Raw genomic sequence first — 14,191 nt, forward strand, 5'->3', positions numbered from 1 at the left:
CATCGAAACGCTGGACAGCACAGCAGCACCGGTTTCGCAACGCCCCAGCAATGGGCAGCGGGTACGCAATCGGTGCAACTTTTGGTGACACCCCTGCTATCGCCTTCCTCACCAACCCACGGGTTCACCCGGTGCCATGAACTGGCCTGCATCTTGCCTCGGCTGTCTATACAGCCTGCTCTCCCCCGAAAAAAGGACCGACATGCGCCGCTATCACGCCGGTTGCGATTTTCTGCGCGCCCACAGCATCGCCGAGTTGGCGCACATGGCCCAGCGTCGTTTGCCACATTTCGCCTGGGAATACCTGGCAGGTGGCGCCGAGGAAGAACTGACCCTGGCACGCAACCGCCAAGCCTTTCATGACGTCAGCCTGCTGCCTCGCACATTGGTACCCTGGGAAACGTCCAACACGCGCCGTACTCTGCTGGGCCGCGAGTTGCCCCTGCCGATGGCCATCGCTCCCACCGGTTACAACGGCATGCTGCACCGCGACGCCGACATTCATCTGGCCCGTGCCGCCACCGAGCGCGGTCTGCCGTTCACGCTTAGCACCGTCTCTACCAGCTCGCTGGAGCAGATCGTCGCCGCCGTGCCAGACGTCAACCTGTGGTTTCAGCTCTACAGCATGAGCGACCCGCAGGTGCAGGAAGACCTGTTGCAAAGGGCCGAGTCCGTGGGCTGCCGCACGTTGCTGCTGACCTCGGACGCCGTGTTGCTGGGCAATCGGGAATGGGACAAACGCAACTTCGCCCGCCCGCGCCAGTTGAGCCTGCGCAACAAGCTCGACGTGCTGCGCCACCCGCGCTGGATCAAGCAGGCGCTGTGGCCCCACGGCATGCCGAGCATGGCCAACCTCGACCGCTATTTGCCCGCCGACCAGCGCAACGCCTCGGGCGCCGCGCATTTCATTGGCGAAAAGATGGAAAAGCAACTGAGCTGGGAATTCCTCGCCCGTCTGCGTGATCGCTGGCCTCATCGCTTGTTACTCAAGGGCGTGATGCACCCGCAGGACGCCGAGCGCGCCGTGGCGTTGGGTCTGGACGGCATCGTGGTGACCAACCATGGCGGTCGGCAACTGGACGGCGTGCCTGCGACCCTCGACTGCCTGCCCGCCATCGCCGAGGTCGCCAAAGGCAAGCTGAGCATTCTGCTGGACAGCGGCATTCGTCGCGGCACCGACATTCTCAAGGCCTGCGCGCTGGGTGCTGACGCGGTGCTACTGGGCCGCGCCACCTTGTACGGCGTGGCGGTGGGCGGTCAGGCCGGTGCCGGGCACGCGCTGGATTTGCTGACGAACGAATTGCGCCTGGCCCTGACCCTGCTTGGCCAGCCGGACCTGAATCAATTGCACGTCAGTTCCAACGCTGACGCGTCTTTTACCGTGAGTTGAATCATGAGTGACGTTGAAAAAACCATCGCCCTTTTGCGTGAAGCCTTGGGCGAGGCGCAGGTGCTGACTGGCGAGGCGATCAGTCCGCGTCATCACAGCGACTGGACCCGCCACGCACCCGCCTGCCCCGCCGCGCTGATCCTGCCCAAGGACACACGGCAGGTGTCGGCTGCCCTGCGCATCTGCAACGAAGCGGGCCAAACCGTCGTACCCCAAGGCGGCATGACCGGCCTGGCAGGCGGCGCCGTGCCACGCGCCACCGACATGGCGCTGTCTCTGGAGCGCATTCGTGGCATCGAAGAGATCGACGTGGCGTCGGCCACCGTGACCGTCAAGGCCGGCTCGACCCTGCAAGCGATTCAACAGGCCGTGGCCGATGCGGGCTATCTGTTCCCGCTGGACCTGGGCGCTCGCGGCTCTTGCCAGATTGGCGGCAACATCGCCACCAACGCTGGGGGCAACGCGGTGATCCGCTACGGCATGACCCGCGACCTGGTGCTCGGTCTGGAGGTGGTGCTGGCCGACGGTCGCGTGTTGAACCTGATGAACACGATGATCAAGAACAACTGCGGTTATGACCTGAAACAGTGCTTCATCGGCAGTGAAGGCACCCTTGGGGTGATCACCCGCGCCGTATTGAAGATGGCGCCGCAACCCGGTCCGACCACCACCCTGCTCTGCGCCCTGCCCGATTACGCCAGCGCAGTGGCCTTTCTGCGTCGCCTGCAACGCAGCGCCGGAACGCCCCAGGCCTATGAACTGATGTGGCAGGACTTCTTCCGCATGGGCGTGTCGTGGCTGGAAAACCCCGTCGCGCCGATGCCTGATCATCACCCGCTGTACGCACTGCTGGAGTCCTCCGCCACCCGCGAGGTGCTGGAGCAGGCACTGCAAGCGGCCCTCGATGCCGGTGAAGTGGTCGATGCGATTCTTGCCACCTCGCAATTCCAGGCCCGCAGCCTGTGGAAGATCCGCGAAGCCACGGCGGAATTCCCGGTGCGTCTGGCGCCGCTGAACTTCGACATCAGCCTGCCCATCGGCCAGATCGGCGAGTTCGCCGACCTCTGCCGTCAACGCATCGATCAGCGCTGGCCGGGCAACCACAGCGTCTATTTCGGCCACATCGGCGACAGCAACCTGCACCTGACCGTGGACCTCAACAGCCTCCCGCAGCCTGCGCCAGTGTTCGAGGTCGAGGATCTGGTGTATCGCGCGGTCGGTGAGTTGGGCGGCGCGGTGTCGGCCGAGCACGGCATCGGCCTGCTCAAGCGCGAATTCCTGCACCACTCGGTCAGTGACGAAGCGCTGGAAGTCATGGCCGAACTCAAGCGCAGCTTCGACCCCAAGGGCATTTTGAATCCGGGGAAAATCCTCGGCTGACGATACCGTGCCGGTTGTCTATACCGGTATGGCACGCTAACTGCACATTTCTGCTCAACACCGTTCAACCGCTGCACACGCCACCACTACGACGACACACCATCGCATCTGAAGAATGAGGAGTCACCCATGCCACTCGATTTCTGTTTCGGTGAAAAAGCGCTCGGTAAAACCCTCAAGGGTCTGAGCATCGCTGTCGCAATTGCCCTGCTGCCGATGGCGGCCCATGCCGACCAGTTGGCCGATGTGAAAAAAGCCGGGGAACTGGTGGTCGGTACGGAAATGCAGTTCGCCCCGTTCGACTTTCTAGAAGCGGGTAAACAGCAGGGCCTGAACGCCGAACTGTTCGCCGAGCTGGGCAAGGAGCTGGGGGTCAAGATCAAGTTCCTCGACCTGCCGTGGCCAAGCGTGCTGCCGGGGCTGGAAGCGAAGAAATTCGACGTGGTGGCCGGTCCGATCATCGTGACCAAGGCGCGCAAGGAGCGTTATCACTTCGTCTCGCCGATTGCCGAAGCCACCGTGGCGCTGATGGTGGGCGCCAAGGACGACAGCATCAAGAAGCCTGAAGACATCGCCGGTAAAACCGTGGGTGCCGGTAAAGGTTCGGCGCAACTGGAAGAGCTGAAAACCTTCGCCGCGACCCTGCCGGAGAAGGTGACCATTCGCGAATACGTCGACAACAACCAGGCTTACGCGGACCTTGCCGCCAAGCGCATTGTCGCCGTGGCCAACTCGCTGCCGAACATCTCGTTCGTCGCCGCGCAGAAGGCCAATCTGTATAAAGTGGTGCAGCCGCCGTTCGGCAAGAAGTCCTACTTCGCCTACTTGGGGCGCAAGGATGCTGACGCCGACAGCCTGATCGCCGCCCTCGACGCCGCCGTGACCAAAATGCACGACGACGGCCGTCTGGCCGCGCTGCAAAAGAAATGGCTGGGCGCCGAGATGGACGTGCCGAAGGGCGATTTTGAGCCGACCTGGTAAGGCCGGAACGCCACAACCCTTTGTAGGAGCGTGGCTTGCCCGCGATTGCGATTTTCCTGTCGATACATCTGTATTTGACACACTGCTATCGCGAGCAAGCTCACTCCTACAGGTACAGCGCTACATTTTCGAGATCGCTGGAGTTGTCTCGTGTTCGATTGGCCCTTGCTGCAACAAAACGCTCCGCTTCTGCTCGGCGCCCTGTGGGTGACGTTGCAGGTGTCGATTGCCGCGCTGGCGATTGGATTTGTCATCGGTATCGTTGTCGGTGCCCTGCGCCTGTCACCGGTGCCGCTACTGCGCCGTTTGGGCGGCGCCTATATTTTCGTGTTCCGCGGCATTCCGCTGTTGGTGCAACTGCTGTTCATCTATTACTTCCTGCCGCGCATTGGCTTGCCCAACGTTTCGCCCACTGTGGCGGCGGTGATCGGCCTGTCGCTGGCCGCAGGCGCCTACACCGCTGAGATCCTGCGCGGTGGCTTTCTCGCCATCCCTGGCGGGCAACTGGAAGCCGCGGGCCTGCTGGGTCTGAGCGCCAGCCAGATGCTGATCCGCATCCGCGTACCCCAAGCCGTGCGCCTGACCCTGCCTGCGCTGGTCAACGAAATGATCCTGCTGATCAAGGCCTCGTCGCTGGTCTCGGTCGTAGGTCTGGCGGACCTCACCCGCACCGCGCAAAACCTTGCCGCCAGTGACTACATGTTCGTGCAGGACTATTTGATGCTCGCGGGCTTCTATTGCCTGATCAACATCCCGCTGGCATACGGCGGCAGCCTGCTGGAGAAACGGTTGAAGGAGAACGGCGCATGATCTTCGACCCGAAAATCATCACCGACCACCTGGGCGATATCGGCTCGGGCTTTCTGGTCACCCTCGGCACCTGGAGCAGCGGCGTAGTGCTCGGCATGGCGCTGGGTATGTTGATCGCCATCGCGCAAATCTTCGGCAACAACTTGGTGCGCGCACCGTTGCGGGTGTTCATCGAACTGATCCGCAGCACGCCGTTCCTGGTGCAACTGTTTCTGGTGTACTACGGCGGCCCGTCGTTCGGCCTGAGCCTGGACCCGATCCCCGCAGGCATCCTTGGCCTGGGCGTTTACGGCAGCGTGTATTTCGCGGAAATCTTCCGCTCCGGCTTCGAGTCGGTCAGCCGTGGGCAACTGGAAGCCGCCGATTGCCTGGGCATCACTCGCCTGCAATGCATCTGGCGCATTCAAGTGCCGCAGATGCTGGTGATCATCCTCCCTGCGTTGATCAACATGATCACCGTGCTGTGCAAGGAAACCGCTGTGCTGTCGATCATCACCATTCCGGAGCTGACGATGGTGCTGACCGGCATCGGCTCGGAGACCTTCGCCTTCGTCGAAACCCTGCTGATGCTGTGCATCGGCTACCTGATTCTGGTGGAACTCTGCTCGCGGCTGGGCATGTTTCTGGAACGTCGTGTCGGCCGCTTCATGAACAGGCAATCGTGATGAACAGTTTCTTGATCCGCAGCACCGCGCCTGCAAACCCGCACAAGCAACAAGGTGACGCCATGAAGACTTCGGCAACAGCCCCCGACGAGCAGTCGACCATTCTGACGCTGAACAAGGTCGGCAAAAGCTTCGGCAATTTGCGCGTGCTCAAGGGTATCGATTTGCAGGTGCAGCGTTCTGAGGTCGTATGCCTGATCGGCCCGTCCGGCTCCGGCAAGAGCACGCTGTTGCGCAGCATGGCGTTCCTTGAAGAGTACGACGAGGGCGAGATTCACATCGAGGGCCAGTTGCTCGGCTGGCAGGACACGGACAAGGGCCGTCGTCGGGCACCGCAATCGCAGATCAATCAGGTGCGACGCAACGTCGGTATGGTGTTTCAGCAGTTCAACCTGTGGCCACACATGACCGCCATCGGCAACGTCTGCGAGGCCCTGCGTCGGGTGCGCAAGCTGTCGGCGGATGAAGCGAACACCAAGGGCATGGCGATGCTGGACAAGGTGGGGTTGGCGCACAAAGCCACTAACTACCCGGCGCAACTGTCCGGTGGTCAGCAACAGCGCGTAGCGATTGCCCGCGCGCTGGCGATGGAGCCGCACATCATGCTGTTCGACGAGCCCACCTCGGCGCTGGACCCGGAGCTGGTGGGCGAAGTGCTGCAGGTGATGAAGACCCTCGCCAAAGAGGGGATGACCATGGTCGTCGTCACCCACGAAATGGGCTTCGCCGCGCAGGTGGCGGATTCAGTGATCTTTCTCGATCAAGGCGAAGTGGTTGCGCGAGGCACGCCGCAGCAGATTTTCCACAACGCTGAGCAGCCGCGCTTGCAGCAGTTTTTGCAGAACTATCTGGACCGCAATGCGTTTTGGCAGGATGGGAAATCGTAGCCGAGATCCATCGGGATAAACGCAGACCCTGTAGGAGGTCACGATGGAAAAGCCCGCACCACAGGCGCTGTACCGCCAGGCCAAGGATTTCGTGCAGGGCAAACTGCTCTCCGGCGAATGGAAACCCGGCGACCTGATTCCCTCGGAAAACCGTCTGGTGCTGGAACTGGGCATGTCGCGCATGACAGTCAACCGCGCGTTGCGCGAACTGACCGAAGAAGGCCGCCTGCTGCGGGTCTCAGGCGTGGGCACCTTCGTCGCCGAGAGCAAACCGCAATCGAACCTGCTGCACATCACCAACATCGCCGACGAAATCCTCGCCCGTGGTCACCGTTACCGCTGCCAAGTGCTGCATCTGGCGCGGGAGTCGGCGTCGATGCCCATTGCCGCGGCGCTGTCATTGCCCACCGGGGCGTCGGTCTTTCATCTGCTCTGCGTGCATTACGAGGACGACATCGCAGTGCAACTCGAAGACCGTTACGTCAATCCACAGACCGCACCCGAGTTTCTGCAACAGCCGTTCGGTGATCAAGTGCAGTCGGCGCGCTACCTGCTGCAGATCATTCAACCGGATGAAATGGAACACATCGTCGAGGCCAGCCACCCTTCTGCCGATGACGTCAAACACCTGCACATCGAAGCGAGCGAACCGTGTCTGGTGTTGATGCGCCGCACCTGGAACAGCGGCCGGGTGGTGACGTATGTGCGGCTGGTGCATCCGTCTTCCCGCTATCGGCTGGGCAGTCGGTTGCCCGTGACCGGCGCGTATCGGGACAGTTGACCGTTCAGCCGATTCATCGAACGTCCGCGCCGCCTGACCCTCGACATGCACAAGCCCCGGAAAATCGGGGATCGAGAAGAGGTGCATATGGCTACCCAGAACAATCAACAGACTCAAGACCGCCACGACCCCGCCATCGACCCGGACACGCCGGACAATGCCATGGGCCAGTCTCAGGGCGGTTCGCAGAGTCAGGACAATCATGGTGCTCAGAGCGAGGCTAACGACGGCAACCGCTCGGGCGACAACGCATACACCCCGGATTTCGAGCCGGAAGAACATGAGTCGCCAGACAAGACCAAAGAAGAGAATCAGACCGGGGAAACGGATAAGGATATCGACACAGCAGGAGGGTAAACCCAGCCCTTCGAGCGTCGATCAATCGTGTGGGAGATTCTGTGTTGGCTGTCCAGCCGCTTTCGCCACCAAGACGGCTCCCACAGGATCGGCGCCAATCAACCATCCATGGTTCGACACGCATCACTGTGGTAGCCGGCTTGCTGGCGAAAGCGTTGTGTCATTCAGCGTTGATGTGGCGGGTCCGACGCTTTCGCCAGCAAGGCGGCTCCCACAATCAACTGCCCGCCAAACGGTTCCGTTCGCCCGCCAAAATCAGCCCATTTCCCATTGCATAGCCCCCTAACGAACCGGCACTATCAGCCTTTCGCCTGTCCACGCAGACCTGCCTGCTGCTTTCCCGGAGCGTTGTCGATAATGGTCCAGCCCGCTAATCAACCCACCCCTCAAGATCCCCCGCGCGTCAACGACAAGCTCACCCCTCGCGAATTTCGCGGGATGGTGGCGATTCTGCTGTCCATCGCCCTGGCCACCCTCGACACGGCCATCGCCAATACCGCCCTGCCCGCCATCGCCGCCGATCTCAACGCCTCGCCTGCGGCCTCGGTATGGATCATCAACGCCTACCAACTGGCCGCCGTCGCCACGCTGCTGCCGTTCGCCGCATTGGGCGGGGTGTTGGGGCAACGCAAGGTGTACCTCGGTGGCTTGATCCTGTTCGTGGTCTCTTCAGCGCTGTGCACGTTTTCCTGGTCGCTGCCGACCCTGACCATCGCCCGCGTGCTGCAAGGCATCGGAGCGAGCGCGATCATGAGCGTGAACGCCGGGCTGATCAGCTCGATCTTTCCCCATGAACGCCTTGGCCGCGGCCTGGGCATGAATGCGCTGGTGGTCGGCACTTCGTTTTCCATCGGCCCGACCATCGCGTCGCTGGTGCTGTCGGTCGCGAGCTGGCCATGGCTGTTCGCGATCAACCTGCCGATTGGCGTGTTCGCGCTGGTGTTCGCCTGGAACTCCCTGCCGATGACCAAACCCGGCAGCCTGACCTTCGACCGCGTGACCGCGATCCTCAATGTCATCACCTTCGGCGCGCTGATCTTTGCCTTGAGCCAGGCCGCGCAACTGGGTTCGATGACCAGCGTGCTGATTGCGCTGGCGATCTTTCTGGTGGGCGGCGCGGCGATGCTCAAACGCGAAGCCGGGCACCCGGCGCCGATGTTTCCGCTGGATTTGCTCAGGCGGCCCATGTTTGCCCTGTCGGCCTTGACCGCGTTTTGCTCGTTCGCCACTCAAGGCTTGGCTTTCGTCTCCCTGCCGTTCTTCTTCGAAACCACGCTGGGCCGTGATCCGGTGCAGACCGGCTTTCTGATGACGCCATGGTCGGTGGTCGTGGCAATGATCGCGCCGGTGGCCGGGCGCTTGTCGGACCGTTACCCACCGGGCCTGCTGGGCGGGATCGGTCTGGCGATGCTGTGCATCGGCATGATCTCGCTGGCGACCATGCCTGCGGACGCCAGCGTGCTGTCCATTGGCGCGCGGATGATTCTGTGTGGCATCGGTTTTGGTTTCTTCCAGGCGCCGAACCAGAAAGCCCTGATGACCAGCGCCCCGAAACACCGCGCCAGCGGCGCCAGTGGCACCATTGCCACAGCTCGGTTGATTGGTCAGGCCACGGGGGCGGCATTGGTGGCGTTGAGCTTCGGGATTTCCAGCGAGCACGGGCCGGTGTTGGCGTTGAGCATCGGTGCGGGGTTTGCGGCAGTGGGCAGTATTGCCAGTGGGTTGAGGTTGGTGACGAAAAACACCGCGAATACTTCTGTCTGAATGAGATTCTGGCATCAGACACCAAACCCTGTGGGAGCCGGCTTGCTGGCGAATGAGGTTCCTCAAGCGCAGCATCTGTCACTGACCCACCGCTTTCGCCAGCAAGCCGGCTCCCACACGAACAACGGCAGACCGAAGCTCTTCGATGCATGCACCCTCCCGACAGAATCAGGCAAGGATTGCGTAGAACCAGGCCATCGTTTTCCGGTCTGCAGTTCCTACCATGGGGGCTTCAAGTAACGGCATCACGCTTCGTGAGGAAAACGACATGAGCACGACAAAAACCCTGTTCATCACTGGCGTCAGCAGCGGCTTTGGCAAAGCCCTCGCCGCTCAGGCACTGGCCGCGGGCCACAAGGTCATCGGCACCTTGCGTAATCAGCAGGCCATTGAGGCATTCGAAGCTCAGGCACCGGGTCGCGCCCATGGCGTGCTGCTGGATGTCACAGAATTCGCCGCCATCGACAACGTGGTCAACGACGTCGACACGGCTTTTGGCCCGGTGGACGTGTTGGTCAACAACGCCGGTTACGGCCACGAAGGGGTGTTCGAAGAATCGACGCTGGACGAACTGCGTCACCAGTTCGACGTCAACGTGTTCGGCGCTGTGGCGATCACCAAGGCCTTCGTGCCACTGTTCCGTCAGCGTCGCAGCGGCCACATCATCAACATCACGTCGATGGGCGGGTTCATGACCATGCCCGGCATCTCGTTCTACCACGGCAGCAAGTTTGCGTTGGAAGGGATTTCCGAGTCGTTGGGCAAGGAGTTGAAACCGTTCAACGTGTTCGTCACCGCCGTTGCACCGGGTGGTTTCCGCACTGACTGGGCAGGCCGCTCGATGCAGCGTTCGCCACGGCAGATTGCTGATTACGACGAGAGCTTCGACCCGATCCGCAAAGCCCGCGAGGAACGCAGCGGCAAGCAGCCGGGGGATCCGGTGAAGGCGGCGGATGCGATGCTGAAACTGATCGCCAGCGACAACCCGCCTGCGCATTTGTTGTTGGGCAGTGATGCGTTGAAGTTGGTGCGCGAGAAGTTGGCGCAGTTGCAGGCAGAAATCACCGCGTGGGAAGACGTGACCCAATCAACGGATATTTGATTGGCACTGTAATTCGTCAACCGTGCGCGAAACCTGTGGGAGCCGGCTTGCTGGCGAATGCGCTGGCTCAGTCGACATTGAGGTGACTGAATGGACGCTTTCGCCAGCGAGCCGGCTCCCACAAGGGGTGTTTACATCACGGCTTGGCAATGACCGCTGGCGATGCCTTCGGCAACGTCGCCCGCAATTGCGCCACTTGCCCGGCATTCACCGCCGGGGCGTGGTTGCCCCAACTGCTGCGAATGAAGGTCAGCAGTTGCGCCACTTCTTCATCCGACATCCGCCAGGCAAAACCCGGCATGCCCAGTTGCGAAGGCGCAGTAGCCGTCGCAGGCAGTTTGCTGCCCGCCAGCACCAGACGAATCATCGACACCGGGTCTTCCGAGAGCACCGACGAGTTGCCCGCGATCTTCGGGAACACCCGCTGATAACCCTGACCGTCGGTGCGGTGACAAGCCGCGCAGTTGTCGACGTACAGCTCGGCACCCCGGCTGCCCTCCTGCCCCGCTTGCAGCGCTTTGGCGGTCGCCGGATCAGCCTTGAAGGTCGAGACCTGACGCGCCGTCGCAGGCAAGGTTTTCAGGTAAGCCGCGACGGCCTGAAGGTCGGCGTCGTTGAGGTGTTGCGTGCTGTGCACCACCACATCGCTCATCGCCCCGCCCAGCACCGCGTGGGTTTCACTGCGCGCGCTGCGCAGGGTCGCCACGATGTCGTCCGCGCTCCAGTTGCCCAGCCCGTCCGCCGGGTTGCCGCGCAGGTTCACCGCCAGCCAGCCGTCGATCACGGGGCCGCCTGACAGGAACGCCTCACCCGACTCATCCAGCGCCTTCTCCTGCAAGGTCACCGCCCGAGGAGTGTGACAACTGCCGCAATGCCCCAAGCCCTGCACCAGATAGGCGCCGCGGGCCACGTGCGGATCCTTGTAGCGCGAGGCGTCGAACGCCACCGCTTCGGGTGCAGGCGCGAAGACCTTGCGCCACACCGCCAGCGGCCAACGCATCGACAACGGCCACGGCACGTCATTGGCGCGGTTTTCGGCGTAGACCGGCGCGACGCCGTGCATGAAGTACGCGTACAGCGCCCGTACGTCGTCATCGCGGGTGCGCGCATAGGCTGGATACGGCATGGCCGGGTACAGGCTGTTGCCGTTGGCGGCGATACCGTGACGCAGCGCGCGGTCGAAGTCATCCAGCGTGTAGCTGCCAATGCCGGAGGCCTTGTCGGGGGTGATGTTGCTGCTGTACAGCGTGCCAATCGGCGAGGCGATCGGCAGGCCACCGGCAAACGGCTTGCCACCCTTGGCGGTGTGGCAGGCCGTGCAATCCCCGGCGTCGGCCAGGTAGCGCCCTTTCTCGATCAACGCCGCTTGATCGGTTGACGTCTGCGCCGCGATTTTCGGCGTGGACGTCGGCCAGAAGGCAATCCCCATCACCACACCCAGCACAACCACGGCAATGACGAACAGGCCTGAGAGAAGCTTTTTCATGGTCGTCTCTCCTTATGCTTGAACCAGTGGGCCGGGGTTTTTCAGGTACTGCTCGCGAATCGCCTTGGCCGACCAGTACGCCAGCGCGCCGACCATGCCGGTCGGGTTGTAGCCGTTGTTCTGCGGGAAGGCGTTGGCGCCGATGGCGAACACGTTGTGCACGTCCCAGCTTTGCAAGTAGCGATTGAGCGCCGAGGTTTTCGGATCGCTGCCCATGATCGCGCCGCCACAGGTGTGGGTGCTCTGGTACTTGGTGATGTTGTAATGCTCGCCCGGCTTCTTGGCGTCGCCGGACAGGGCAGTCGGGTTGAGAATCTTCGACATCTCCATGGCCTTGCCGACGAGGAACTGCGAGGCCTTGATCTCGTTGTCGTGCCAGTCGAAGGTCATGCGCAGCAGCGGACGACCGAAGCCGTCTTTATAGGTCGGGTCGAGGCTCAGGTAGTGCTGTTTGTACGACATGCATGCGCCTTGCACTTCGAAATAGAACGAGTGGCGGAACGCGTCACTGGCCGCCTGTTTCCACGCAGTGCCCCAGTTCGGCGTGCCCGGCGGCACGTTGATGCCGCGTACCGGACCTGCCCCCGGTTGACGCGCCCAGACGATGCCGCCGCCAACGAAGCCGGCCTTGGCGTTGTCCAGTTGATTGCCGTTGAGGTTGTCCATGGTCGTGCCCGCGCCACCGATTCCGATGAACTGATTGGCCTGCACGTCCTTGTTGAAGAACAGCACCACGCGGTTGAGGTTCTGATAGGAGTAGTTGCGGCCCACGGTGCCTTCGCCGGTCTGCGGGTCGTAAGGCTTGCCGATCCCGGACAGCAGCATCAGGTGCACGTTGTACAGCGAGAACGCGCAGAGCAGCACCAGGTCGGCTTCTTGCACGACTTCACGCCCCTGAGCGTCAAGGTAAGTCACGCCGGTGGCTTTCTTGCCGTCGCTGTCCAGATTGACTTTGAGCACCTGCGCATGGGTGCGCAGTTCGAAGTTCTTACGCTGACGCAGCACCGGCAGAATGCTGATGTTGGGGCTTGCCTTGGAATAGTTCAGGCAGCCGTAGTCGCTACAAAAACCACAGGCGTTGCACGGCCCCATCTGACAGCCGTACGGGTTGACGTATGGCCCCGAAGCGTTGGACGCCGGGATCGGATACGGGTCCCAGCCCATCTCACGGGCGCCTTTGTAGAACAGCTCGGCGCCGAGGTAATTGGGGTTCGGCCCCAGCGGGAATTCCCGCGAGCGGGAACCTTCGAACGGATTGCCGCCGACCTGCTTCACGCCGTTGATGACCCCGGCTTTGCCCGAGGTGCCGCAGACATATTCGAAGTGATCGAAGTGCGGCTCCAGGTCTTCATAGGTAACCGGGAAATCCTGAATGGTCATGTCCTGCGGGATGAATGTCGCGCCGTAGCGCTGCTCGACGTTACTGCGCAGTTTGAAGTCTTCCGGCAGCGCACGGAAATGGCAGCCCGACCAGTGACTGCCCGCACCGCCCACGCCGGTGCCCGGCTTGAACGAGCCCATTTGCCGATACGGCACAGCGGTCGAGGTGAGGTTGTGTCGCGCGGTCACGGTTTCTTGCGCCAGGCTTTGCAGGTAGCGGCGGTGCACCGAACCTTCCAGTTCATCCACCACTTTCGGGTAGGCGAAATCCGGTTGCGTGTCGCGGTCCGCGCCGCGCTCCAGCACCACTACATTGAGACCGGCATCGGTCAGTTCCTTGGCCAGAATCGCACCGGTCCAGCCCATGCCGACGATCACGGCGTCCACTTTCGGTTTTGCGTTCGCCATGTTCAGCCCCTCCGTCCGGCCAGATCAACAGGTGGGAACGGGTATGGTTTGTCGCGCACGGTGACCCAGTCCATGTAATCGGCGCGCATGCCGGGGTAGCCGATCATCTTCCACGCGCCCATGTTTTTGTTGCCGCCATGGGAGGGGTCGGCGAAATAGCCGTTGCGCACTTCGTTGAGCAGGTTGCTGAAAAACAGCTTCGAGGAGATGTCCTCCAGCGCCAGCTTGCCGCTCTCGGCGGACTTGAGCAGGTCTTCCTGTTGCGCGGTGCTCAGCTCGGCGAATGCTTTGCCGGAGAAGGTTTTCTTGCTGTACGCGTCCATGGCCTTGATGCCGATACGCAGGGTTTCCTTGAGATTCAGACGGCCCTGATAGCCAAACTCGGGCGCGGCCTCCAGAAACGGCCCCTGCATGTACCAGATACCGCCGTTGGCGTAAGGGGTCTGCATGTGGCGGTCGAGAAACTCCGGAACGCCCAGCTCGACGGCGCCCGGGCCGACGTGGTCGGACGGAATCAGCCGGTCACAGGCGGCGATCACGAACGCCCATTCTTGCGGGGTGAAAAACGTGGGTTTGTAATCGCCTGCCGAGAGCGGCGTAACGGCGGAAGGTTGGGGGGCGGCATCGCTGGCCGGGGTCTGGGCGAAGGTGCTGGAAGGAAGGCCGGTACTGGCCAGTGTTACGACGGGAATCAGCGTTAACGATTTGCGTAGAAAATCGCGACGCGCCGGGGAGGTGTCGTCATCGTACATCGTTCACTTCTCCTGAGACTGAACACGGGTGTGCTTCGTTTTTCTTGT

Annotated in this window: 13 protein-coding genes; 10 read left to right on the plus strand and 3 right to left on the minus strand. The window is 62.1% G+C overall.

The genetic code is table 11. From position 1 onward, the window contains the following. Window positions 1–202 precede the first annotated feature (202 nt). From ACI5GA_RS04555 to ACI5GA_RS04600, 10 genes are all read left to right on the plus strand, one after another. Window positions 203–1,390: an alpha-hydroxy acid oxidase gene (locus ACI5GA_RS04555; RefSeq protein ID WP_404630567.1), complete on the plus strand. Its 1,188-nt coding sequence runs from the start codon at window positions 203–205 to the stop codon at window positions 1,388–1,390. 3 nt (window positions 1,391–1,393) lie between these two features. Next, a complete protein-coding gene (locus ACI5GA_RS04560; protein WP_404630569.1) occupies window positions 1,394–2,770 on the plus strand; it encodes an FAD-binding oxidoreductase in 1,377 nt (458 codons plus the stop codon). 129 nt (window positions 2,771–2,899) lie between these two features. Next, window positions 2,900–3,751: a transporter substrate-binding domain-containing protein gene (locus ACI5GA_RS04565; RefSeq protein ID WP_404630571.1), complete on the plus strand. Its 852-nt coding sequence runs from the start codon at window positions 2,900–2,902 to the stop codon at window positions 3,749–3,751. A 150-nt stretch (window positions 3,752–3,901) separates the two neighbouring features. After that, the gene (locus ACI5GA_RS04570; RefSeq protein WP_404630573.1) at window positions 3,902–4,561 is read left to right on the plus strand and encodes an amino acid ABC transporter permease; all 660 of its coding nucleotides are present in this window, start codon (window positions 3,902–3,904) and stop codon (window positions 4,559–4,561) included. Then, window positions 4,558–5,226, plus strand: coding sequence for an amino acid ABC transporter permease (locus ACI5GA_RS04575; protein ID WP_404630575.1), 669 nt, complete (start codon window positions 4,558–4,560; stop codon window positions 5,224–5,226). Before ACI5GA_RS04570 ends, ACI5GA_RS04575 begins: the two co-directional genes overlap by 4 nt. Before the next feature lie 62 nt (window positions 5,227–5,288). Continuing rightward, a complete protein-coding gene (locus tag ACI5GA_RS04580; protein WP_421425437.1) occupies window positions 5,289–6,113 on the plus strand; it encodes an amino acid ABC transporter ATP-binding protein in 825 nt (274 codons plus the stop codon). Between the two features lie 43 nt (window positions 6,114–6,156). Then, complete coding sequence (hutC, locus tag ACI5GA_RS04585; RefSeq protein WP_404630576.1) at window positions 6,157–6,894, plus strand: histidine utilization repressor; 738 nt, start codon at window positions 6,157–6,159, stop codon at window positions 6,892–6,894. An 87-nt stretch (window positions 6,895–6,981) separates the two neighbouring features. Next, window positions 6,982–7,251 carry a hypothetical protein gene (locus tag ACI5GA_RS04590; RefSeq protein WP_404630578.1) on the plus strand — a complete coding sequence of 90 codons (270 nt, stop codon included), beginning with the start codon at window positions 6,982–6,984 and terminating at the stop codon, window positions 7,249–7,251. A 438-nt stretch (window positions 7,252–7,689) separates the two neighbouring features. Further along, a complete protein-coding gene (locus ACI5GA_RS04595) occupies window positions 7,690–9,015 on the plus strand; it encodes an MFS transporter (protein WP_404631696.1) in 1,326 nt (441 codons plus the stop codon). 268 nt (window positions 9,016–9,283) lie between these two features. Then, window positions 9,284–10,117 (plus strand): oxidoreductase, encoded by an 834-nt coding sequence (locus ACI5GA_RS04600; protein WP_421421933.1) that lies wholly within the window; start codon window positions 9,284–9,286, stop codon window positions 10,115–10,117. Between the two features lie 136 nt (window positions 10,118–10,253). Here the strand turns inward: ACI5GA_RS04600 and ACI5GA_RS04605 are convergent, their stop codons facing one another. From ACI5GA_RS04605 to ACI5GA_RS04615, 3 genes are all read right to left on the minus strand, one after another. Next, the gene (locus tag ACI5GA_RS04605) at window positions 10,254–11,546 is read right to left on the minus strand and encodes a c-type cytochrome (RefSeq protein WP_421425438.1); all 1,293 of its coding nucleotides are present in this window, start codon (window positions 11,544–11,546) and stop codon (window positions 10,254–10,256) included. 69 nt (window positions 11,547–11,615) lie between these two features. Next, entirely contained in the window at window positions 11,616–13,391 is a 1,776-nt protein-coding gene (locus ACI5GA_RS04610; protein WP_421421935.1) for a GMC family oxidoreductase, read from the minus strand. A gap of 2 nt (window positions 13,392–13,393) precedes the next feature. Next, a complete protein-coding gene (locus tag ACI5GA_RS04615) occupies window positions 13,394–14,143 on the minus strand; it encodes a gluconate 2-dehydrogenase subunit 3 family protein (RefSeq protein WP_404630586.1) in 750 nt (249 codons plus the stop codon). Window positions 14,144–14,191: the final 48 nt, after the last annotated feature.

Source organism: Pseudomonas sp. Pseu.R1, from assembly GCF_045764065.1.
GTDB lineage: Bacteria > Pseudomonadota > Gammaproteobacteria > Pseudomonadales > Pseudomonadaceae > Aquipseudomonas.